Below are 21,185 nucleotides of genomic sequence, written 5' to 3' on the forward strand. Positions count from 1 at the left end.
AGAAAACAGCCTGATGAGATCATCAAGCTGCAATGTAAGTATATTAAGGAAATCTTGGGAATTGCTTGAAGTCAGGATCGCGCTTTTCCTTAAAAGCATCACGGCCTTCTTTAGCTTCATCAGTTGTATAATAGAGAAGCGTCGCATCCCCTGCAAATTGCTGAATACCGGCAAGTCCATCCGTATCAGCATTAAAGGCAGCTTTCAGGAAGCGAAGCGCTGTAGGACTCTTCTCAAGCATTTCTTCACACCACTGAACGGTTTCCTGCTCCAGCTGTTCCAATGGAACCACTGTATTGACCAGTCCCATATCAAGAGCTTCCTGGGCATTATACTGTCTGCACAGGAACCAGATTTCACGCGCTTTTTTATGTCCGACGATTCTGGCAAGATAGCCCGAGCCATAGCCTGCATCAAAGCTTCCCACTTTCGGACCGGTTTGTCCGAACACTGCATTGTCAGCTGCAATGGTCAGGTCGCACACCACATGCAGAACATGCCCGCCGCCGATCGCATATCCGGAAACCATTGCTACTACCGGTTTAGGAATGACGCGAATCAGTCTTTGCAAATCAAGAACGTTCAGGCGTGGAATTTCATCTTCACCAACATAGCCTCCATGACCTCTGACTTTTTGGTCTCCGCCGGAACAAAACGCTTTGTCCCCGGCACCCGCAAGAACAATTACCCCTATGTTGGAATCATCACGAGCATAAGCAAATGCATTAATTAATTCCATGACCGTTTTAGGACGAAATGCATTATGTACCTCTGGCCTGTTTATTGTAATTTTTGCAATGCCATTATATGTTTCATATAGTACGTCTTCGTATTGTCGTTCTGACACCCATTCAATTGCCATATGTAGCTTCCTCCTTCTTGTCGTTACTCACTAAGAACTTCTCTACTATTTTACCAAAAATCTGCGGTTTCTCCACATGAATTGCGTGTCCCGCTTCTTTTATTTTCAGCAAAGCACCTTGTGGAAGAAGTTTTTGCATGCCGACTGCAATGTCGCAGAATTTCTGATCATATTCTCCGCACAGCAGCAGCACCGGAAAATTCAGCTTCTCCAGCACTTCCCAGTACGGCTTCTGAACACCGGTGCCCATGCCGAGAAGGCTGTTTGCCAGGCCGATAGGTGAATTGTTTCTTCTTTGCTTCCTCATCCTGCTTTTGATTTCTTCTGAAAGTGCCTCCTGTGAAGAAAAAAGCGGGATGTTTTCCCATCTCTCCACAAACTTAGAAACTCCCTCTTGCCGTATCAAACGGGCAAGGCTGCTGTCACTCTTTTTTCGTTCTTCACGATCCCTTGAATCCTTAAGCCCTGGAGAACTGCTTTCCAAGATCAGTTTTTCGACCATTTCCGGGAAAGCCGCTGCAAAGGCCAGGGCAAGCCTGCCGCCCATTGAATACCCCAGGATGGAGATTCTCTCAATATTTAATTTCAGCAGCAGCTCCCTGAGATCATTGACTGCTTCTTCCATGGTATAGCGGCGGCTGTCCTCAGGTGCATCCGTTCTGCCATGGCCGATTAAATCTATTGTAATCACTCTGCTGAAACGCGCCCAATCATCAATAAAAGGCCGCCAGTTTTCACCTGCTCCGGTAAAACCGTGTAAACAAAGAAGCGGAGGACCTTGTCCATATATGTCAATATGGCAGTTCAAGCTTCGGAGGTTAATGAACATTATTTCAGCTTCTCCTTTATTTCCTGGGAAACAGATTTCAACAGATTGCGATGCATTTCTACCCTGGTATGACGGTTCGTACGGACCTCCAGGATCTTTAATCCACTGACACTGCTCAACTCCTCAAATGCACTGTAAAACTGTTTCCAAGATTGAGCAAGCTGATATTGTGCGCCATACAGTTGTGCTGCCTTCGAAAAATCGAGGTTAGTCGGCGTTCCAAACAGTGCTTCGAAATGCTTTTCCTCCTGAGATTGCGGTAGGAACGAAAATATCCCGCCTCCATTATTGTTAATAACGATCACCGTTAGGGACAGCTTTTGAAGATTGGCGGCAAGCAGGCCATTCAAATCATGATAAAATGATAGATCGCCAAGTAGGAGAAAAACAGGGTCTTTTATAGCTGCACTCATCCCCAATGCTGTAGAAACAACCCCGTCAATTCCATTTGCTCCGCGATTCGCATAAATTTTTATCTCTTTATCTGTTTTTGAAAAAAAGGTATCTATATCTCTGATTGGCATGCTGTTTCCAACAAACAGAGTGCATGTTTGCGGCAGCATTGACTGCAGTTCCATATACAGCTTTCCTTCAAACAATTCACCGTCAAAATCTTCAATCTTGTTAAGCAGTACAGCATAATGACGATTAATATTCAGCCACTTCTCTGCCCAGCACACATTCTCTTTTCTTCTGGCATGCAGCATGATGGACTGACAAAATTCTGCTTCGTTGCAATGAATCATCTCTGCACTGTGCAAGGTCGGATCTCTCCAGCCTCCACTGCTGTCTACTACGATTTGATAGATAGATGGGTCGTTTTTCAGCAATAGAAACAATGGCTTTGAAACCGGCATAGAGCCAAACCTAATTACAATCTCAGGTTTGATAAGTTCTGCAATTTCCTCATCCTTCAAAAAAGAATCATAATGCTCCACTACTAAATCTTTGCGATGAGAGCCCGCCCGCAGCTGAGAAAGCGGATCTGCAAGGATCGGAAAACCCAGCTGCTCTGATAGCTCTATCAATCCCTGTACAGCTTTCGTATCATTTAGCTCACCGCAGACAATAATCCCTTTTTGGTATGTATTCAGTGTATGTGCAAGCTCCTTGTACTGCTGTTCTGACAGCACTGCCCTTGATGAGGGTACAGATACTTTTGGGCGGGTCCTCTCCTTCTTAGCCCAGAGCAACGGGTGATTCAAATCCGGCATAAGTGGCTCACGGAATGGAAAGTTAAGATGTACCGGCCCCATAGGCATGCTCAAAGCATGTCCAGCTGCCCTTCCGGCAAGTGTCCTCACATAGTGGAGCATCCCAGGATCTGCTTCGGGCAGGGCCGCATCAGTAAACCACTTCACGTACTCTCCGTACATGTTATTTTGGTTAATAGCCTGAGGGGCCCCTACATCCCTTAACTCATGGGGTCTGTCGGCAGTCAGAATGATAAGCGGTATACGGGACAGGAAAGCCTCCACTACAGCCGGGTAATAATTAGCAGCCGCTGTACCAGATGTACAAACAAGAACTACGGGCTTTTGTTTGGCTTTCGCAATCCCCAAAGCAAAAAAGCCTGCTGATCGTTCATCAATTTGAATATATGTTTTCATGTCAGCATGATCCTGCAGCAATACTGCAAGGGGGGTAGACCTTGACCCTGGGCTGATGACTGCATCATGTACTCCGCTCAAAACAAGCTCTTCTACAAACTGAGACACAAACAGAGTCAATGGTTCATTGCTGTTCATGGTAATTTCCTCCTAAGGCAGACAGCATCGGTTTCAGTTTTATTTGGGTTTCCTGATACTCCGCTGCAGGATCAGACTCTTCAACGATGCCGCACCCTGCAAAAAGATGAGCTTCTTTCCCATCAACAAGGCCGGAGCGGATAGCAACAGCAAATTCACCGTTATCATGAGAATCAATCCAGCCGATCGGCCCTGCATACCATCCTCTGTTCATTGGTTCTATGTCCCTGATCATTTCTACAGCTGCTTGCTGCGGGGAGCCTCCCAATGCAGGAGTAGGATGAAATTTTTCTATTAAATGCAGCAGGGAGGATTCTTTTTTCATATAGCCTCTGACAGGTGTATATAAATGCTGAATATTTTTCGTCTTAAAAATAACAGGTTTCTCGGGTGAATAAACCCTTTCACAAAGATCCTTCAGGGAATTTCTGATCATCCTCACAACAATCTCGTGCTCAATGAGATTTTTTTCATCATTCAACAGCTCATTCTGTAAATCAAGATCTTCTGAAGGAGTCAGCCCTCTCCGTATGGATCCTGCAAGACAGGTAGATAAAACCGTTCCGCCTTCTTTCTTGACAAGCCTTTCCGGTGTTGCTCCTATAAAGCATTTTGAGCCGTTTTCAAAAGCAAAGATGTAACAGGAATCCTGCTCCTTTTGCAGAGAGTCCAGTGTGCTGTAAAGATCTATTTCTTCCTTGAAAGACAACTGTACCTCTCTTGCAAGGACCACTTTATCAATTTCCTTGTTCTTAATTGAAACTGTAGCTGCTTTTACAGCATCCAGCCACTCTGCTGAAGCTACTTCAAGCAAGAAGCATTCTGACTGCTTCTGCCCTTTTCCGGCTCCATGCTGTCCATCTCTATGAACAGATCTCTCCATTTTATGAAAGTGGACGGCGCACTGCCTTGGACTTTCATGAGGATAAACGACTTTATTAATGGTCAGTGAATATTCATATTTATTTTTCGTCAGCATCATGGACGGCATGAAAAAGCTTCCAGATGAAAATGAACTCCACGTTTCGCTTTGTCCTTTTTCAGGGTCAAATGAGAACCCGCCAAACAAAAGCGGACCAGTCCCGTTACTCCCCTGATGATTTCCATAAACATACTTTTTGAAGCGCTTCCATCCATTTTCAATGTGACGAAACCTTTCTTTGGAAGGATAATCCGTCTGAAGAACCAGTTCGTTTCCCAGGCCCGCCAAGGTAGTAAGCCCGTCAGGAGAAGACCAGTAGAACCGCTCTCCTGCATAATTTTTCTCGCCCATAGCGAAAAAACTGAGGGGGTCATATGGCGCTATCTTTTTAATGAGGCTGACGATGACTGGACGTTTCAGCCTGTTTGCCTCCGCCAAAGCGGCTTCAATATTGCTAGAAAGTGTATGCTGTCTGGTTGTAATCAAATTGAACCCCCTCCAATTCCGTAAAAATGGCTTATACTAAGATACACCTCTAATGAGTGTGTGTCAATAGGATGAGAACAACCTCAGAGCACCTTTGCCCCCTTATAAAAATACCACTATTATCATTATTATATGTCTCCATCGCTTTCAGTTAAAACAAAAAGCCTTTTGAAACTGTTTGCCGGCAGGAAAAGTCAAGTAAAGTTCCTGTAAAAGCATTGACATAGATTTGTTATTTACCTAAACTTAGCTTTGGAGTATTATATTTATTTAGCGTTATTAAAAGGAGAGGAACAAACATGATACCTCCACATACTCATGCAGAACATGCTTCTTCCTTAAAACCAGATAAAAGCTGGCGCATTTGGTGGATGCTGCTCAGGCCCCACACTTTAACAGCTGCATTTATTCCTGTAACGATTGGAACTGTACTTGCATTGCAGGAAGGATCTATAAATTATGGACTGTTTATAGCGATGCTGATTGCATCGATTCTTATACAGGCTGCTACAAACATGTTTAATGAATACTTTGACTATAAACGCGGACTTGATAATGAACATTCAGTCGGGATTGGCGGAGCTATAGTCAGAAACGGCGTTCAGCCTTCAACGGTTTTAAATTTGGCTTTCACCTTTTTCGGAATCTCCATTCTGCTTGGCATATACATTTGTATCTCTTCCAGCTGGTGGATTGCTGTTGTCGGTCTTGTATGCATGGCAGCAGGCTACTTTTACACAGGCGGGCCTGTTCCAATTGCCTACACTCCGCTTGGAGAGCTTGTTGCAGGCTTTTTTATGGGTGTTGTCATTATTTTAATTTCGTTTTATATCCAGACAGGAACTGTTACTTTTACAGGCTTTCTTGTCTCACTGCCGGTTTCGATTCTGGTAGGAGCTATACTGCTTGCCAATAATATCAGGGACTTGGAAGGCGACAAACAGAATGGCCGCAGAACCCTGGCTATCCTGCTGGGAAGAAAGCGGGCCATTCAATTTTTGGGCTTTATGTTTTTAACATCGTATTTGCTCGTATTCCTGTTTATCGGCATGGGTATCTCATCTGCCATTATTCTCGTCGTATTGCTTAGTGTACCCAAAGCTTATCAGGCTGTGAAAGCATTTATCGGAAAAAAACTTCCGATTGAAATGATGCCTGCAATGAAGGCTACTGCCCAAACAAATACATTGTTCGGTTTTCTTCTTGCGATTGGCCTCTTTTTGAGCCATCTTATGTAACACGGCTGCTGTCAGCCGTGTTTTTTTATACAGATTTACTGTTTCTTCAATTTCGGCGTCTCTGGTTCATTTTTGAATGGTTCACCCTCTTCTAGACAAAGAACGCTGCTCTATTATGCATTTTTTTACAAACATGTTTTTTCTAATATCGCCCATAATACAGGTAGCAGCAGAAATCTTGACTGGAAGGAGTATTTATGATGTTAAACAAGGAACAGCTTTCCGCCTTCCGCTCCCAATTGCTTCACACTCAAGAAGAAATTCAGAAAAGGTTCGAGATGAATGAAAACTTCGGGTTGTTCCGCAGCCATGCCCATGATTCCACAGGTGAGCTGTCGAGCTATGATAACCATCCGGGTGATGAAGCAACTGAGCTTTATGAACGTGAAAAAGATCTTTCTTTAAATGAACACCTTCATGAAGAATTGCATGATATTAAAAATGCCTTAACAGCGATAGAAGAAGGCACATACGGAATATGTACTGTCTGTAAGAAGGAAATTCCCAAAGAACGCCTGGAAGCAGTTCCAACTGCTTTAACCTGCAAGGAGCATGCACCTGAACAAATTGTATCTCATTCCCGCCCTGTAGAAGAAGGCGTATTAATGCCTCCTTTCGGTAAATTTGAGTTTGACGGGCATGAAGTACAAGCTTATGATGCTGAAGATACTCTTCAGGATGTCATGCGGTATGGCAGCTCGGAAACACCTTCTGATCTCGATATTCCTGTTGACCATTACAATGATGTGTACTTGGAGTCTGATGACCCCACAGGATATGCAGAGGAATATGAAAACTTTATCGGTAATGATATTGAGGGTAAAAACATTACCGTATATCCCAATTACAGGCATAGAGAATATGAGCAAATGCTTGATGAAGAAGGTACAATGACAATTTTCGGCGATCTTCCCGGATACGAAATTCATCCCTACACAGAGGATGAAGCTGAAAGAAGCAATGAGTAAAAGCAATGGAATTCCATTGCTTTTTGTCTCTTTTTTATTCCCTTTAACTGTTTGAAATCTTGCTATTGTATGACATGTTTTACATACATCTTCTTTTTCAGACAGTCATTTCTTTTACAACCTTCACCTTATTTTTCAGCAGCAGCGATTTTCTCGCCAGCAGACAGCCGATAAGTGCAAACAGGAAGCAAAGCAGCATCATGCCGGTTGCACCGACAGTTTTTCCGACAACTATCCCCAGCGCTCCAAACATCTTTCCTATTTGAAATACAAACCCGTTAAATGCCATGTATGCCCCCCTCTTGCTTTCATCAATCATATCAGCCAGAAGGGATTGCCGGGTTGGAACATAAATCAGTTCTCCTATCGATAATATGAAAACTGACAGTGCAAGCAGGTAAAAATCAGCTGCAAAGCACATGATGCCAAAACCAAGGCCGAATAAGATAAAGCCTACATACATGTAGAGCTCTTCAGATTTATTCTGCAGCCATTTTGCAGCTGCCGCAGTCAGAAGCACAATGAGGAGCGTATTTTCGATTGTCAGAAGACTCAACAGCTTCACTCCATCCAGCTCAATACCTCCCCCAAGCCATGTAAAGTAGGCTGCTGATTGAATTTCTTCTTCAAGTCTGACAGCCACAAAATTATTCCGCTGAAATTCCAGAGATAATATAGCAATGCCCGCCAATGTGAACAGCAAAAAAGGAGTATCTGCCATCACGCTCCGGTAGCTTCCCCAAAGTGACCTGAATCCAGCCTCCGCCTTTTTACCCGCGGCAGGACGATACGTTTCTGTTAAAAGAGCACCAGTCATCCAGAGTGTGAGAAAGGACATGATCACAAGGCTGATTAACAGCTCGTAAAAATAGTCCTTATAAAGCCAGCCCCCGGCAGCTATTCCAATCATAAAGGCAAGGTTTGTCGCCCAATAATTAACGGAGTACATAAATGACCTTATTTCCTTTGTGCTGACATCAATCAGCATTGCTTCAGAAGCAGGCATAATCAGCCCCTGAGAAATTCCAATCAGCAGCAGCATAAAAAATGTGCCCCATGCAGAAGACCAATAGGGAGTATTGCATAAAAGCATTCCCATGAAGGCAGCTGTTTTCACCATCTCTCCTATCATCATCAGTTTCTTTCTCCCCATAACATCTGCCCAGTGTCCTCCATAAATACTTGCTGCAAATTGGACAGCCACTTGAGTCACGAGCATCATACTCGCAGTAACCGGTCCCAAAGCAGCTGTAAAATAAATGGCCATAAACGGAAAGATCATTGTTCCGTTTACACGCGTTAGAAAAGAGATAAAAATCCTTAATTTAATATTTTTGTTCAGCTTCATAAAAATACCCCCATTTTCTCAACATCCTTAATCCATATTATCCCTTTCCTAAAAGGGGTTAAAAAGGGTATAATGTTCAAAAAAATGTCCCCTTTTAGGAGGAGAAGACGATCAAACTTTCTATGGATTATTGGGAGCTGAGGGTATTTTTACATGAACGTGAACAAGAGCTCTCGGCACCATTCACGCAAAAAGAACTGGCATCATTATGGTCTTGCACTGAAAAAAATGTAAAAAGAAAACTGCAGCTCTTTCAGAAACAAGGCTCCCTTTCATACCTGCCCGGCCTGGGAAGAGGAAATTCATCCTCTATCAAGTTTCATTCTGAACTTGAGGAAGAGATTCTCTCTGCATTGTCTTCATTCATTGCAGCTAAAAAGGTGGAAGAGCTGGTCAATATGCTGCAGCTTCCTTTTCCCAAAACATGGCTTCACCCTATTGCCGATTCGATACAGGCATTATTCGGGATGCAGCATTCCATTCACCAAAAGGATATTCTCAGATCGATTTTCACCAGGGAGCTGACCACACTTGATCCCCTGGACATAGCAGTTACATTTGAAAGTTTTCTTGCATCTCAACTGGGAGACACTCTCTTAAAGTATGATGCTGAGTCAGACGGAATTGCTGCACACACAGTCCATCACTGGCGGGCTGAAAATAATGACACCAAGTTTACCTTATACTTGAGAAAACGAATTCTATTTCATCACGGGCTTGAGATGACCAGTAAAGATGTATTGTTTACTTTGAAAAGATTTCAGAAAAGCCCCTCACCTTATAAATGGATGCTTAAGGATGTGAAACATGTAACAGCTGTTTCCCCATATATTATCGAGATTGAGCTTGGGAGCCCGGATCCTTTTTTTCTTCGTTACTTAACAGAAAAAACGTTTATCATCCTTCCCCACGACAGGGAGTTTGCTGAAAATGAATGGATTGCAAGCGGCCCTTTCAGGCTGAAGGAATACACAGAAAGCAAACTGGTTTTGCTTGCGAATGAAGCATATTTTGATAAATCTCCTCTTCTTGACGGAGTGGAGTTCTGGAGAATGCCCAGAGAAACTGCCAGAGAACTAACCTTTGATCTAGATAACGGGAAAGAGTACAAGAAACGATCCACACAACAGGAAATTGAAACCGGGTTCCGTTTTATCGGATTGAACATGAAGGGGAACAAATGGATGAAAAACCCTGACTTCAGAAGAGCTCTTTATCACTTAATGGATGCAAAAAAAATGTGGAGAGATCTGGAGATAAAAGAAAAACTAATCGGGGCGTCCACCTACTTTTACTGGCTTGGCCATTTATTGCCTGTTATTCAAAAAAGTGAGGAACAGCTGCTTTACCATTTAGAAAAGTCAGGATACAACGGTGAAAAACTGACTCTTTACTCCCTGCCTTTTCAAGACTCACAAGAACAGGCAATATGGCTGATTACCCAGGCAGCCAGACACGGTATCCAATTTGAACATCATCTGTACGAATTGAGCGATCTTTACACTCAGAAGCTTGGACTGGAAGCAGATGCCGCATTATCAGGAGAAGTGGCATCCAGCGACCCCCTTCTCTCCTTTATCGGAGCCTTTCATAATGAAGCCCTGCTATTCAAACAATTCATTGATGAAGATCATTTAGCGGTTATTCAACAGATGATCCAAAGGATGAAGTCTGTTTCTTTAAAAGAAGATCAGCAGAAAGTGATGCTGGAAATAGAAACATACATTCAGGAGCATTGTTTATATATTTATACGCATCATCCTTTGAAAAAACGTTCTTTTCATCCGATGATCAGGGAGATTGCTTCTGGCTCATACGGTTACCCTGACCTCTGCAAGCTCTGGATTTCCCGCTAGCTCTGTGCGATAAAGATTAACTTTTTCAAATATGTGGTATAGAAATAGAAAAGATACAGGAGCTGATAATCAATGAGTTCTGAAAAACAAACCTATTATGTGGATATCGGCAATATGCGAGTGGTGGAAGTGCCTGTTGAATCGTCAACTCAAAATTTTAAGATCTTTGCAACTCCCGAAGAAGTTTCTGCCCTTAGAGATATGATGAGTGAAAATCTTTCAGCTGAAAAAGAGACCTTTGTCAGATCTCATATTCCGTACAGAGAGTATCATTATGATCCGGAAAATGATCATTATGATCTGGCAATGAAAAAAATTTATGCCATGATTCATGATCTTGGAGACGAACAGGCTAAGAGCCATGTAGCAGAGATGGGTTTTGTAGAAGATCCAAAATACACAGGAAATCCGGAAATAGATAAATTTAGATAAAACATAAATAACAAAAGACTGCCTGCCGGTTAAAAATTAATCCGGTCAGGCAGTCTTTTATATTTCCAGGCGGTCAATCTGTTCGCCGGTATGATTGTCAACGAGCTCTATGTTTCCTCCTTTAAGGGGCATGTCACTCTTAAAATACCAGAGACACATATTCTCAAGTCCATATTCTTTCTGTTCCTTCTCAGGAAGTGCCGCTAAAGGCAGAATTTCTGCTTTTTCACCATTCACTTTAATGATCCGGTCATCGTCTTTCTGAATTAACCCGTAAATCAGTTGATCTCCATGACCTTTGTAACCATTCAGCCTATCTGTATACTTCGTTCCCATTGGACTCCAAGAGAACATCCTGGCTTTCCAGCCCAGCAGACCTTCTTCTACAAAAGCAGCTCCCAGGTTATGATGTTCTTTTATAAAAAAATACAAAGCTTCATTGTTTCCCTTGTAAGCCGGGATAAGGAGAATATCCTTGTCAAATGCCACAAGGGGATCCTGCGGTTCTGAATAGGAACGGGATTTCTCGGAAACAAACCACATGATGAATATAGTTGAAGTGAGAATAAGAACTACTGCTGCCAAAATTGATAATTTTTTCTGCGCCATCAAAAAATGCAATCCCCCTTCACTATCTACCAGTATTATACAGGATTCAGGGCTGCACTCTCAGTAACTTTTGGAGCAATTTCATAAAAAAATAGAAAGGACCAAATTCCTTTGAATTTGACCCTTTCTATGTAGCTTCTCACGCAGGTATCTTTATGTTATTTTCTGAGGTTTTCCTGATCTTTCAGACGATTTTGCTGATCAGGTAGTCTTTCTTTATTTGCCTTGTCTGTCGGGCTTTCCTTGCCGCTCTGGGCTTTCTTTTCGTATTGAAGCAAGCTTTCATGATCGTTTTTACCGTTGCTCATCTAACCCCTCCTCTAACACTTCTTGTTTGTACATTCCCTTTTATTGGAGGCAGAAAACACAGCATACCGGTTCCAAAGCCATAGAATTCAGCTATAACACCGAACGGACATTCTTAGGAAAAACGCTGCAATTCGACAAAATCTATTAAAAATTCTCATAAAGCCCAATACGAAAGTCCTGCTTACATTTTATATGATGAGGGGTTTGATTCCCCAAATCTGCTCCGCATATTCACGGATGGTTCTGTCACTTGAAAAGTGCCCAGAATTTGCTATATTGATGATTGCTTTTTTCGACCAGGCATCCTGGTCTTTGTAGGAACTGTCTACTTCTTCCTGCGCCCTTATATACGATGCAAAGTCTTTTAGTACAAAATATTGGTCATTATGGGACAGAAGAGAATCATAGATTGCCTCAAATTCGCCGTTACAGTCAGGAAAGTAGCCGTTTATCAGCTGATCAACTACCTGCCGTATTCTTAAATCATGATGATAGTACTCTTCCGCCCTGTATCCCCCATTTTCAGAGTAATTCAGCACTTCCTCTGCAGATAATCCAAAAATAAAGATATTATCGTCCCCGACCATTTCTTTTATTTCTATATTAGCTCCATCAAGTGTACCAAGCGTAAGGGCGCCATTCATCATAAATTTCATGTTGCCGGTGCCTGATGCCTCTTTGCTGGCAGTGGAAATCTGTTCACTCACATCAGCAGCCGGAATGATATCTTCTGCAAGAGAAACACGGTAGTTTTCCATAAAAACTACCTTCAGCATGGAAGAGACACGAGGGTGACTGTTTACTTTATCAGCTAGCGAATTGATCAGTTTGATTATTTTTTTTGCATAATAATAACCCGGCGATGCTTTCGCGCCAAAAATAAATGTGCGGGGCTGGATAAAAAAGTTGGCATCCTCTTCAATTCTATTATACAAATACATAATGTGCAGAACATTCAACAGCTGCCTTTTATAGGCATGCAGCCGTTTTACCTGTACATCAAAAATGGAATGTTCATCTACTTTTATAGCATTTTGCTTATATATCCGTTCTGCCAGAATTCTTTTCCGATGCTGCTTGACTGCCGAAACCTTTTCTTTCAAGGCGGCATCATTTGAAAACGGAAGGAGCATGCTAATCAGTTCAGGCTTTTGTTTCCACTGTGTTCCAATGCTTTCTGAAATAAGCTCAGAAATCTCCGGGTTTGCCTTTAACAGCCATCTTCTATGAGTGATGCCGTTTGTTTTGTTATTGAATTTTTCAGGGAAATATTCATAAAACAGCTTCATTTCTCTGTTTTTTAGAATATCTGAATGTATTTTTGCAACGCCATTAACACTGTAACTGCCTGCAATCGCAAGATGAGCCATTTTCACAACATCATGGGCAATAATAGCCATGTTTTCAATTCTGCCCCAGTCTCCCGGGTATGCTTTCCACAAATCCCTGCAAAAGCGTTCATTGATTTCTTCCACTATCATATAAATTCTCGGCAGCAGAGGGCGGAATATATATACCGGCCATTTCTCCAAGGCTTCCGAAAGAGTCGTATGATTGGTGTAAGAAAAGGTTGAAATTGTCATATTCCATGCTTCTTCCCAGCCAAGTCCTTCCTCATCAAGAAGAATACGCATAAATTCCGGAATGGCCAGAACAGGGTGGGTATCATTCACATGTATGGACACATGTTTGTGGAAATCTTTTAAACAGCCATGTTTGTTTTTATAAGCTTTTATCATGCTCTGAAGGCTGGCGGAAACCAAAAAATACTGCTGCTTCAGGCGAAGCGTTTTTCCGTCATCATGTGTATCATCAGGATACAAAAATTCTGATACCGCTTCGGTTTCCCTCTTATATTGCAGTATATCTCTGTGGACGATATTATGAACAGGCTCAGCACTCCAGAGCCTTAATGTATTCACCGTTTTCGTATCTGCTCCCACGACGGGCATATCATATGGAACTGCCATAATTTTTTCTGCATCCTTCTGCCTGTAAAACATTTCATCATTTTCCTGATGAATGTCAACTTTTCCCCAAAAAGAGATTTCAATAGCCTGATCAGGCTTTCTGACTTCCCATACGTTTCCATGACGAAGCCATTGTTCTGGAAGTTCTACCTGATATCCGTCAACAATTTTCTGCTCAAACAGACCGTGCTTATAACGGATTCCCTGCCCATGGCCCGGCAGATCTTGCGAAGCCAGTGAGTCCATGAAGCAGGCTGCAAGACGGCCCAAACCACCATTTCCAAGTCCCGGATCACTTTCTGATTCCTCTATTTCACTTAGCTGAATACCAAGCTCACTTAATCCTTCTTCCACAATACTATACAAATTCAGATTCAATAAATTCTGTCCTAAAAGCCTTCCCAGCAAAAATTCAATAGACAGGTAATAAACCTGTTTGCCTCCTGCTGTTCTGTTTGCTTCATTTGTTAAAATCCAATTTGAGCTAATATGTTCCCTGACCATATTCCCCAGCACCTGAAACTGATCTCTCCTGGTCGACTCCTGAAAGCTTTTTCCATACATCATCTCTATCCTTTTCAGGAAACTATCTTTAAATTCATCTTTGTTAGAGAACACGTATGTCCCTCCCAGGAATTAATTCAGCATATAACCGCTGATATTCATTGGCAGAAGCAGACCAGCTGCAATCCTTGGACATTGCCGATTTCACAATATTCTCCCAAGTTTCTTTTTGGCTGTACAATTCAACAGCATACTGAACCGTATACTTCATATCATGAGCATTAAAATTCGTGAAAGAGAATCCGTTTCCTTCACCGGTATATTCATTGTAAGGATCAACTGTATCATTCAATCCGCCCGTTTCCCTAACAATCGGCAGTGAGCCGTAGCGGAGAGCAATCAGCTGGCCCAGCCCGCACGGTTCAAACTGAGATGGCATCAGAAACATGTCAGATCCAGCATAAATACGATGGGCAAGAGGTTCATCGAAACCTATATATGCCTTGCACTTTTGCGGATAAGCATGTTCCATGGATCGGAAGAAATCTTCAAATTCACGGTCTCCTGACCCAAGAATGATAAATAGAACATCCCAATCCAGCATTTCATGCAGAACCCGTTTCATTAAATCCAGGCCCTTTTGTTTGGTCAGCCTTGTTACCATGGAAATCAACGGAATTTCCTCCGATTGGGGCAGCCCGAATTCTTTTTGCAAAGCGAGTTTATTTCTTCGCTTGTAATGAAGAGTATCCTCACTGTATGGCTGTTCAATAAGAGAGTCTGCAGCCGGATTATATATCGCAGAATCGATTCCATTCAGTATCCCTCTTAATGAGTCATCTCTATGCCTCAACAGGCTGTCGAGACCTTCTCCATAATACGGTGTCTGAATCTCATTTCGGTAAGTAGGACTTACTGTTGTTATGGCATCTGCTGAAGAAAGTGCACCTTTCATAAAATTCACGTTGTCATGGTATTCAAGCTTTTCGTATGTAAAGTGGGAATCATCCAGATTCAGCAGCTCCCCGAGAACTGAGTATGGAAAAACACCTTGAAATTGCAGATTATGGATGGTAAATACTGTTTTCATATCCTGATAAAAAGGTTCACTGCTGTATGACTCTTTTAAAAGGTAAGGTACCATGGCGGTATGCCAATCATGACAATGAATAATATCAGGCTGATAATTGAGTGCCCTGCATACTTCCAAGACAGCTTTGGAAAAGAAGGCAAAACGTTCTCCATCATCAACCTCACCGTACAGGGAACTTCTCTTGAAGTAATATTCATTATCAATAAAATAATAGTGCACACCCTCATGTATGAGCTCCTGAATACCGCAATACTTGCTGCGCCAGCCGACTTTAACTTCAATGTTTTTGACCGTGTTCAGACCTTTTAAGAGTTCTTCAGAAATTGCTCCGTATTTAGGAAGCATAACCCTGACTTCTGTTCCAAGCTTCAATAATTCTTTCGGAAGGGCGCCTGCCACATCGGCAAGCCCTCCCGATTTTATAAAAGGGACACATTCTGATACAGCAAATAATATCTTCACGAGTTCATCAGCGCTCCTTGGACTGTTCCTTTTCTTAGAACCTGCGGAGCATGTATGGAGCCTCTCAGCTCAACTCCGGTTCCCAATTTAACATCCTTATCCAGAACGACATTTTCAAGGAAACAATTATCCTGAACTTGCGACTTCTGCATAATAATGCTGTTTTTGATAACAGTCCCTTTTCCAACATGAACGGAACGGAAGATGATACTGTTTTCCACCGTTCCTTCAATTTTACAGCCGTTGGCTATTATTGAATTTTTTACACTGCTTTCTTTGTAGTACTTTGTAGGAGGTTCATCTTTTACTTTTGTCAGGATCGGCCTGTTTTTCATAAACAGCTGTTTCCAAACCTGTGGTTTAAGCAAATCAAGATTATATTGATAATAATTTTGAATAGAGTCGACAACTGCAGCGTATTCCCCATGCTCATATTGGCATACTTGGAACTGGCTGTATTCGTTTGCAATTGCTTCTTGCAGGGTTCGGAATCCCGTGTGCTGATATCCGTGAATCAGGTTAAGCAGCAGATCCTTAGACAGTATATAAATCTCCAGTGGCTTGCCCATGCTGGTTACTTCAGTGATATCGCATCCCATTGAAAGATGCTGATGGAGCACCTTTTGCAAATCTATATTGCATACTGTATAACTGTTTGCAATCACAGCATATTCCTGGCTGCTTCTCGAAAAGTAGTCAAGATGGTCGGAAAACTGCCTGAAAGAAGCAAACTCATCATACTCCTGACTGGAAGTTGGAGAAGGAAAGAAGAACAGCCCGTCTCTTTTACGGTTTAAATCCCATTGCTTTCCTGAACCTAAATGATCCATTAAAGACCGGTATTGATATTTAGGGAAAATTGCCACACTTCTAATACCCGAATTCACCATATTGGATAGTACAAAATCGATCAGTCTGTATCTTCCGCCAAAAGGAATAGCAGCCATTGACCTGTTTTTTATAAGATCAGAAATATCCTCTTTATAGGTAGTTGCATCGATAATTCCCAGCATATTCATTGCCATGATCCCCTCTCTCTGCTTAGTCTTAAAGTTCTATAGGGTTTTCACTTTTGAATTGTTCAATATAATCTTGCGTAACCAGCACTACCTCTTCCTGCTCATTCTCAGGCTTGATGATCATGCCGTCAGGAATAACGGTTCCCTCAGGAACGATTGCATTTTCAATATAAACGTGATCTCCAATATAGGCTTCAGGCATGATAACTGAATTTTTCACATAAGAACTTCTGCCGACGGTAACCCCTTGGAAAAGAACTGAATGTTCAATTGTGCCATGTACAGCACACCCCTCCGGAACCAGCGAATCCATCACCTCTGCATGTTCAGCAATATACTGGGGGGGATGGTTGGGATTGACGGAATAAATTCTCCACTCATGATCAAACAAGTTAAGCTGAGACTGATCCTTTAATAGATCCATATTGGCTTCCCATAAGCTTTTTACAGTTCCTACATCCTTCCAGTATCCTTTAAAAGGATAGGCCATCAAGCGCTTCTTTTCATCAAGCAGCAAGGGCAGAATATCCTTTCCAAAATCATGGCTGGAGTATGGATTTCTCTCGTCCATTTCAAGATATTCTTTTAAGAGGCCCCAGTTAAAAATATAAATCCCCATAGAAGCAAGATTGTTTTTGGGATTTGCCGGCTTTTCATCAAACTCAACAATTTCCATTTTTTCATTGGTATTCATAATTCCAAAACGGCTTGCTTCATCCCATGGCACTTCAACAACAGATATAGAGGCATCCGCTTTTTTATCAATATGATATTGAAGCATTTTTGCATAATCCATTTTGTAGATATGATCACCGGATAAAATCAGCACATATTCCGGGTCGTACTGTTTGATATAATTCATATTTTGGTAAATGGCGCTTGCTGTCCCTTTATACCACTTTACTTCTGAGGATTCTGCAAAAGGAGGCAGAACAGTAACTCCTCCGTCTCTCCTGTCAAGATCCCAGGCACTTCCTATTCCAATGTAAGAATTTAAAAGGAGCGGCTGATATTGAGTAAGAACCCCTACAGTGTCTATGCCGGAGTTGGTGCAATTACTTAATGTAAAATCTATAATTCGATACTTTCCGCCAAACGGCACAGCTGGTTTGGCAAGGTTTTTGGTCAGGCTGCTCAGTCTGCTGCCTTTTCCGCCTGCCAGCAGCATTGCTACACACTTCTTTTTCAACATGTTGCTTTCCTCCTTTTTCTGACTGCTCTTAAAATTGAAATCCCGTAAGGAGGGATGGTCATTTCAATATGAAACGGCCTCCCGTGAAAGCTTTCCTCAATCGCTGTCATTTCTTTTTTGTTAATCTGCCCTGATCCGCCATACTGCTGAGAATCACTGTTTAAAATCTCAATGTATTTTGTATTGACTGGTACACCTACTTTGTAGGAATGATACGTTCTCGGTGTAAAATTGCAAACTGCAACCACGAGCTCATTATCCCTTTTGCTTTTTCTGATAAAAGAAAAAATGCTTTGTTCCCGATTGGTCACATCAATCCATTCAAAGCCTTCCGGGGAATGGTCAAGCTCATACAAAGCACGCTGCTTTTTATAAGTGCTCATTAGCTCAAGAAAGTAAGCGCTGGTTTTTCTATGAATCTCATGTTCTTCTTTTATGCCCCAATCCAGTTCTTCTAAATCCTTCCATTCATCAAATTGTCCAAATTCGCTGCCCATAAATAAAAGTTTTTTTCCCGGATGGACAATCATGAATCCAAGCAGGAGCCTCAGCTGGGCAAATTTCTGCCAGTGATCTCCCGGCATCTTGTTTAATAATGATTTTTTGCCGTGAACCACCTCATCGTGTGAAAAAGGCAAAATAAAGTTTTCACTGAACGCATACAGAAGGGAAAAACTAATTTTGTCATGAAGATGTTTCCGCTGGTGATGTTGGGCTTCCATATACTGAAGTACATCATTCATCCAGCCCATATTCCATTTATAATTGAATCCAAGACCGCCCTCATGTACAGGGGATGTAACACCAGGCCAGTCTGTAGAATCTTCAGCAATCATCAATATTCCCGGATCATGGTGAAAGACTGTTTTGTTCAGTTTCTTCAAAAACGCAAGAGCATACTGATTGACGGAGGATTCGTCAGAGTTTGGCCAATAGATCATATTTGATACCGCATCAACCCTGAATCCGTCTATATGAAAATATTTCATCCAAAATAAAGCATTGGAGATGAGAAAACTATGTACTTCGTGTTTGCCAAGATCAAAGTTAGCTGTTCCCCATACATGATTTTCCCTGTCCTGCGGAAACTGATAATCATATAATGGCTGGCCGTCAAACATGTACAGCCCATGTTCGTCTTTGCAAAAGTGGCCTGGCACCCAGTCAAGGATGACACCAAGATCATTTTGATGGCATTGATCAATGAAAGCCATAAGTTCATGCGGCGTGCCGTATCTGCTTGTAGCAGAATAATAGCCTGTTCCCTGATAGCCCCATGATCTATCATAAGGGTGCTCTACCAGCGGGAGTATTTCAATGTGAGTGAATCCCTGCTGAAGCGCATATGGGATAAGTGTTTCAGCTAATTCAGCATATGAATATAAACTTCCATCCTTTTTTTTCCTCCAGGAAGCAAGGTGAAGCTCATATATCGACATAGGCCGGTCATAGACAGCCTTAAGACGTTTTTTTCTCTGCCATTTGGCGTCACTCCATTTATAACCCTCCATAGAATACACAATGGAAGCTGTGGCCGGCCTTGTTTCAGAGTAAAACGCATAAGGATCTGACTTTAGCAGAACTTTTCCAGAGGCAGTATGAATCTCATATTTATAAAGATCCCCTTCCTTTACATCCTCAGTAAACAGTCCCCAAATTCCCTTATTACCGACTGTTTTTAAGATATGTCTGCGACCATCCCACTGATTAAAATCACCGACTACCCGTACTTCTCTTGCGTGGGGCGCCCATACACAAAAGCGTGTTCCGCTGATTCCATTTATTGTTTGCAAATGCGCACCGAAAGTTTTATAACTTTCAAAGAGATTTCCTTCATGAAAAAGATGAATATCCAAGTTTGATGGTGCCACGGCTAACAACATTCCCACTCCTTCCTATATAACATACTTACTTCAGGATAATGTACTGTATTCAAGAACAATCCCTTATTTCCTTTAAAAGAAACGCTTCTTTTTTTTGACAAGAAACGCCAATTGTCCACTAATTTTAAAAAAAGTTATTACATAAAAGTAAATCTATAAATTAAAAAGAAAAAATTGAGAGTAAAAATTGGGATTACTTACAACTAATCTTTGTAAATAGGGATGTTTCAAGCTTAACCTTCGTAATGACAGACGGAATTTTTACTATATCTATAAAGTATTTTATTCGACACATTGGAGGATATAGTCGAACGATACAATGTGTTTTTCAAGTATGTTTGAACGAGAAATTGAGCTTCATTCACGAATATTTTAAGAACTGCAGAAAAGTGAGAGGAAGAATTGCTCAGTGTCAAAGTAAGAAATTACCGTTGCGAACTAAATTGAAGCGGTGAAAGAACAGCTGTTGAAAGAACTGAAATATCAATGCAGATATGAATAATAGAAACAAAGCAGGAGAAAGCTGTGAAGTTTATAACTCATCTACTCAAGGATGGACCTCTAATCGGCAGAGCTGCAAAAACACATGACAAAATATAACCTCTCTTATATGTTTGGAGAACTGCCGTTTAATGCGGACATAGGAGAATGTCTCCTGTTTGTACACGAAAAAGCCGCTATACGCCCAGAGAGAGGCTAGAACGCGGCAAGGAAGAAACATGAGATTATTGATTGAAAAATCTATCGAATGATTTGAGGTGCTTGAAGATGAGGTTTTAATATACAAAAAAAGCCGCTGCATGCTGCAGCGACTTTTTTAAAGTGGATGACCCGTACGGGATTCGAACCCGTGTTACCGCCGTGAAAGGGCGGTGTCTTAACCGCTTGACCAACGGGCCTAATATAAGATACTGGCGGAGAAGGAGGGATTTGAACCCTCGCGCCGCTTACGCGACCTACACCCTTAGCAGGGGCGCCTCTTCAGCCTCTTGAGTACTTCCCCTAAATAAAAATGGCTCCGCAGGCAGGACTCGAACCTGCGACCGATCGGTTAACAGCCGATAGCTCTACCACTGAGCTACTGCGGAAAAATAAAAATGGGTGATGGGCCTGAATGGACTCGAACCATCGACCTCACGCTTATCAGGCGTGCGCTCTAACCAGCTGAGCTACAGGCCCATTTAACCTAGAAATGGAGCGGGTGATGGGAATCGAACCCACGACATCAGCTTGGAAGGCTGAGGTTTTACCATTAAACTACACCCGCAATGAATTTAAATGGGGCGATTGATGGGAATCGAACCCACGAGTGCCAGAGCCACAATCTGGTGCGTTAACCACTTCGCCACAACCGCCATAATTCACTTATATTCTAAAAGGTGGCTCGGGACGGAATCGAACCGCCGACACATGGATTTTCAGTCCATTGCTCTACCGACTGAGCTACCGAGCCAA

The 21,185-nt window shown here is 42.1% G+C and carries 15 protein-coding genes, 7 tRNA genes and 1 pseudogene; 4 read left to right on the forward strand and 19 right to left on the reverse strand.

Translation table 11 applies throughout. The features are described from left to right. Positions 1 to 43: 43 nt before the first annotated feature. The 4 genes from menB to GJU40_RS09845 are packed head-to-tail and all read right to left on the reverse strand — an operon-like array spanning position 44 to position 4,847. A complete protein-coding gene (gene menB, locus GJU40_RS09830; RefSeq protein ID WP_154307586.1) occupies positions 44 to 862 on the reverse strand; it encodes a 1,4-dihydroxy-2-naphthoyl-CoA synthase in 819 nt (272 codons plus the stop codon). Then, a complete protein-coding gene (menH, locus tag GJU40_RS09835; protein WP_154307587.1) occupies positions 852 to 1,691 on the reverse strand; it encodes a 2-succinyl-6-hydroxy-2,4-cyclohexadiene-1-carboxylate synthase in 840 nt (279 codons plus the stop codon). The genes menB and menH overlap by 11 nt, the downstream gene beginning before the upstream one ends. Beyond that, positions 1,691 to 3,445, reverse strand: coding sequence for a 2-succinyl-5-enolpyruvyl-6-hydroxy-3-cyclohexene-1-carboxylic-acid synthase (gene menD / locus GJU40_RS09840; protein WP_343031500.1), 1,755 nt, complete (start codon positions 3,443 to 3,445; stop codon positions 1,691 to 1,693). The genes menH and menD overlap by 1 nt, the downstream gene beginning before the upstream one ends. Continuing rightward, positions 3,426 to 4,847 carry an isochorismate synthase gene (locus GJU40_RS09845; protein WP_246188332.1) on the reverse strand — a complete coding sequence of 474 codons (1,422 nt, stop codon included), beginning with the start codon at positions 4,845 to 4,847 and terminating at the stop codon, positions 3,426 to 3,428. The genes menD and GJU40_RS09845 overlap by 20 nt, the downstream gene beginning before the upstream one ends. 299 nt (positions 4,848 to 5,146) lie before the next feature. On the opposite strand from GJU40_RS09845, the gene GJU40_RS09850 reads away from it, so the two are divergent. Together GJU40_RS09850 and GJU40_RS09855 are read left to right on the forward strand one after the other, a co-directional pair. After that, entirely contained in the window at positions 5,147 to 6,085 is a 939-nt protein-coding gene (locus GJU40_RS09850) for a 1,4-dihydroxy-2-naphthoate polyprenyltransferase (protein WP_154307589.1), read from the forward strand. Positions 6,086 to 6,285: 200 nt separating this feature from the next. Beyond that, on the forward strand, positions 6,286 to 7,053 hold the full coding sequence (locus GJU40_RS09855; protein WP_154307606.1) for a yteA family sporulation protein: 768 nt from the start codon (positions 6,286 to 6,288) through the stop codon (positions 7,051 to 7,053). 97 nt (positions 7,054 to 7,150) lie between these two features. Here GJU40_RS09855 and GJU40_RS09860 read toward each other — a convergent pair whose 3' ends face one another. Then, entirely contained in the window at positions 7,151 to 8,401 is a 1,251-nt protein-coding gene (locus tag GJU40_RS09860) for an MDR family MFS transporter (RefSeq protein WP_154307590.1), read from the reverse strand. Positions 8,402 to 8,523: 122 nt separating this feature from the next. Here GJU40_RS09860 and GJU40_RS09865 point away from each other — a divergent pair, with 122 nt between their 5' ends. Beyond that, positions 8,524 to 10,257: an ABC transporter substrate-binding protein gene (locus GJU40_RS09865; protein WP_154307591.1), complete on the forward strand. Its 1,734-nt coding sequence runs from the start codon at positions 8,524 to 8,526 to the stop codon at positions 10,255 to 10,257. Between the two features lie 72 nt (positions 10,258 to 10,329). After that, complete coding sequence (locus tag GJU40_RS09870) at positions 10,330 to 10,689, forward strand: hydrolase (RefSeq protein WP_154307592.1); 360 nt, start codon at positions 10,330 to 10,332, stop codon at positions 10,687 to 10,689. Between the two features lie 57 nt (positions 10,690 to 10,746). On the opposite strand, the gene GJU40_RS09875 is transcribed toward GJU40_RS09870, so the two are convergent. From GJU40_RS09875 to GJU40_RS09940, 14 genes and pseudogenes are all read right to left on the reverse strand, one after another. Further along, positions 10,747 to 11,298 carry an aspartyl-tRNA synthetase gene (locus GJU40_RS09875; RefSeq protein WP_154307593.1) on the reverse strand — a complete coding sequence of 184 codons (552 nt, stop codon included), beginning with the start codon at positions 11,296 to 11,298 and terminating at the stop codon, positions 10,747 to 10,749. Between the two features lie 158 nt (positions 11,299 to 11,456). After that, complete coding sequence (locus GJU40_RS09880) at positions 11,457 to 11,606, reverse strand: hypothetical protein (RefSeq protein ID WP_154307594.1); 150 nt, start codon at positions 11,604 to 11,606, stop codon at positions 11,457 to 11,459. Positions 11,607 to 11,795: 189 nt separating this feature from the next. Continuing rightward, complete coding sequence (locus GJU40_RS09885) at positions 11,796 to 14,195, reverse strand: glycogen/starch/alpha-glucan phosphorylase (RefSeq protein ID WP_343031497.1); 2,400 nt, start codon at positions 14,193 to 14,195, stop codon at positions 11,796 to 11,798. Continuing rightward, positions 14,185 to 15,636, reverse strand: coding sequence for a glycogen synthase GlgA (glgA, locus tag GJU40_RS09890; protein WP_343031498.1), 1,452 nt, complete (start codon positions 15,634 to 15,636; stop codon positions 14,185 to 14,187). Before glgA ends, GJU40_RS09885 begins: the two co-directional genes overlap by 11 nt. After that, positions 15,633 to 16,664: a GlgC family sugar phosphate nucleotidyltransferase gene (locus tag GJU40_RS09895; protein ID WP_425481216.1), complete on the reverse strand. Its 1,032-nt coding sequence runs from the start codon at positions 16,662 to 16,664 to the stop codon at positions 15,633 to 15,635. Before GJU40_RS09895 ends, glgA begins: the two co-directional genes overlap by 4 nt. A gap of 19 nt (positions 16,665 to 16,683) precedes the next feature. Beyond that, positions 16,684 to 17,844, reverse strand: coding sequence for a glucose-1-phosphate adenylyltransferase (locus GJU40_RS09900; RefSeq protein WP_212029815.1), 1,161 nt, complete (start codon positions 17,842 to 17,844; stop codon positions 16,684 to 16,686). Next, positions 17,801 to 19,730, reverse strand: a pseudogene (glgB, locus tag GJU40_RS09905) (1,4-alpha-glucan branching enzyme); the annotation flags it as partial. The pseudogene glgB and the gene GJU40_RS09900, both read right to left, overlap by 44 nt. 827 nt (positions 19,731 to 20,557) lie before the next feature. After that, a tRNA-Glu gene (locus GJU40_RS09910) sits at positions 20,558 to 20,629 on the reverse strand. A 13-nt stretch (positions 20,630 to 20,642) separates the two neighbouring features. Continuing rightward, positions 20,643 to 20,733: transfer RNA gene (locus tag GJU40_RS09915), tRNA-Ser, on the reverse strand. 10 nt (positions 20,734 to 20,743) lie between these two features. Continuing rightward, positions 20,744 to 20,818, reverse strand: a tRNA-Asn gene (locus tag GJU40_RS09920). Positions 20,819 to 20,835: 17 nt separating this feature from the next. Next, positions 20,836 to 20,909, reverse strand: a tRNA-Ile gene (locus GJU40_RS09925). A gap of 14 nt (positions 20,910 to 20,923) precedes the next feature. Beyond that, a tRNA-Gly gene (locus GJU40_RS09930) sits at positions 20,924 to 20,997 on the reverse strand. A gap of 12 nt (positions 20,998 to 21,009) precedes the next feature. Further along, a tRNA-His gene (locus GJU40_RS09935) sits at positions 21,010 to 21,085 on the reverse strand. 25 nt (positions 21,086 to 21,110) lie between these two features. Next, a tRNA-Phe gene (locus tag GJU40_RS09940) sits at positions 21,111 to 21,183 on the reverse strand. Positions 21,184 to 21,185 lie beyond the last annotated feature (2 nt).

This window comes from Metabacillus lacus, from assembly GCF_009674805.1.
GTDB lineage: Bacteria > Bacillota > Bacilli > Bacillales > Bacillaceae > Metabacillus_C > Metabacillus_C lacus.

Bases quoted from the DNA above. Each gene is read 5' to 3' on its own strand.
- GJU40_RS09850 (WP_154307589.1), top strand. From the start codon at position 5,147: ATGATACCTCCACATACTCATGCAGAACATGCTTCTTCCTTAAAACCA.
- menH (WP_154307587.1), bottom strand. From the start codon at position 1,691: ATGTTCATTAACCTCCGAAGCTTGAACTGCCATATTGACATATATGGA.
- GJU40_RS09875 (WP_154307593.1), bottom strand. From the start codon at position 11,298: ATGGCGCAGAAAAAATTATCAATTTTGGCAGCAGTAGTTCTTATTCTC.
- GJU40_RS09870 (WP_154307592.1), top strand. From the start codon at position 10,330: ATGAGTTCTGAAAAACAAACCTATTATGTGGATATCGGCAATATGCGA.
- GJU40_RS09880 (WP_154307594.1), bottom strand. From the start codon at position 11,606: ATGAGCAACGGTAAAAACGATCATGAAAGCTTGCTTCAATACGAAAAG.
- menB (WP_154307586.1), bottom strand. From the start codon at position 862: ATGGCAATTGAATGGGTGTCAGAACGACAATACGAAGACGTACTATAT.
- GJU40_RS09865 (WP_154307591.1), top strand. From the start codon at position 8,524: ATGGATTATTGGGAGCTGAGGGTATTTTTACATGAACGTGAACAAGAG.
- GJU40_RS09860 (WP_154307590.1), bottom strand. From the start codon at position 8,401: ATGAAGCTGAACAAAAATATTAAATTAAGGATTTTTATCTCTTTTCTA.
- GJU40_RS09855 (WP_154307606.1), top strand. From the start codon at position 6,286: ATGTTAAACAAGGAACAGCTTTCCGCCTTCCGCTCCCAATTGCTTCAC.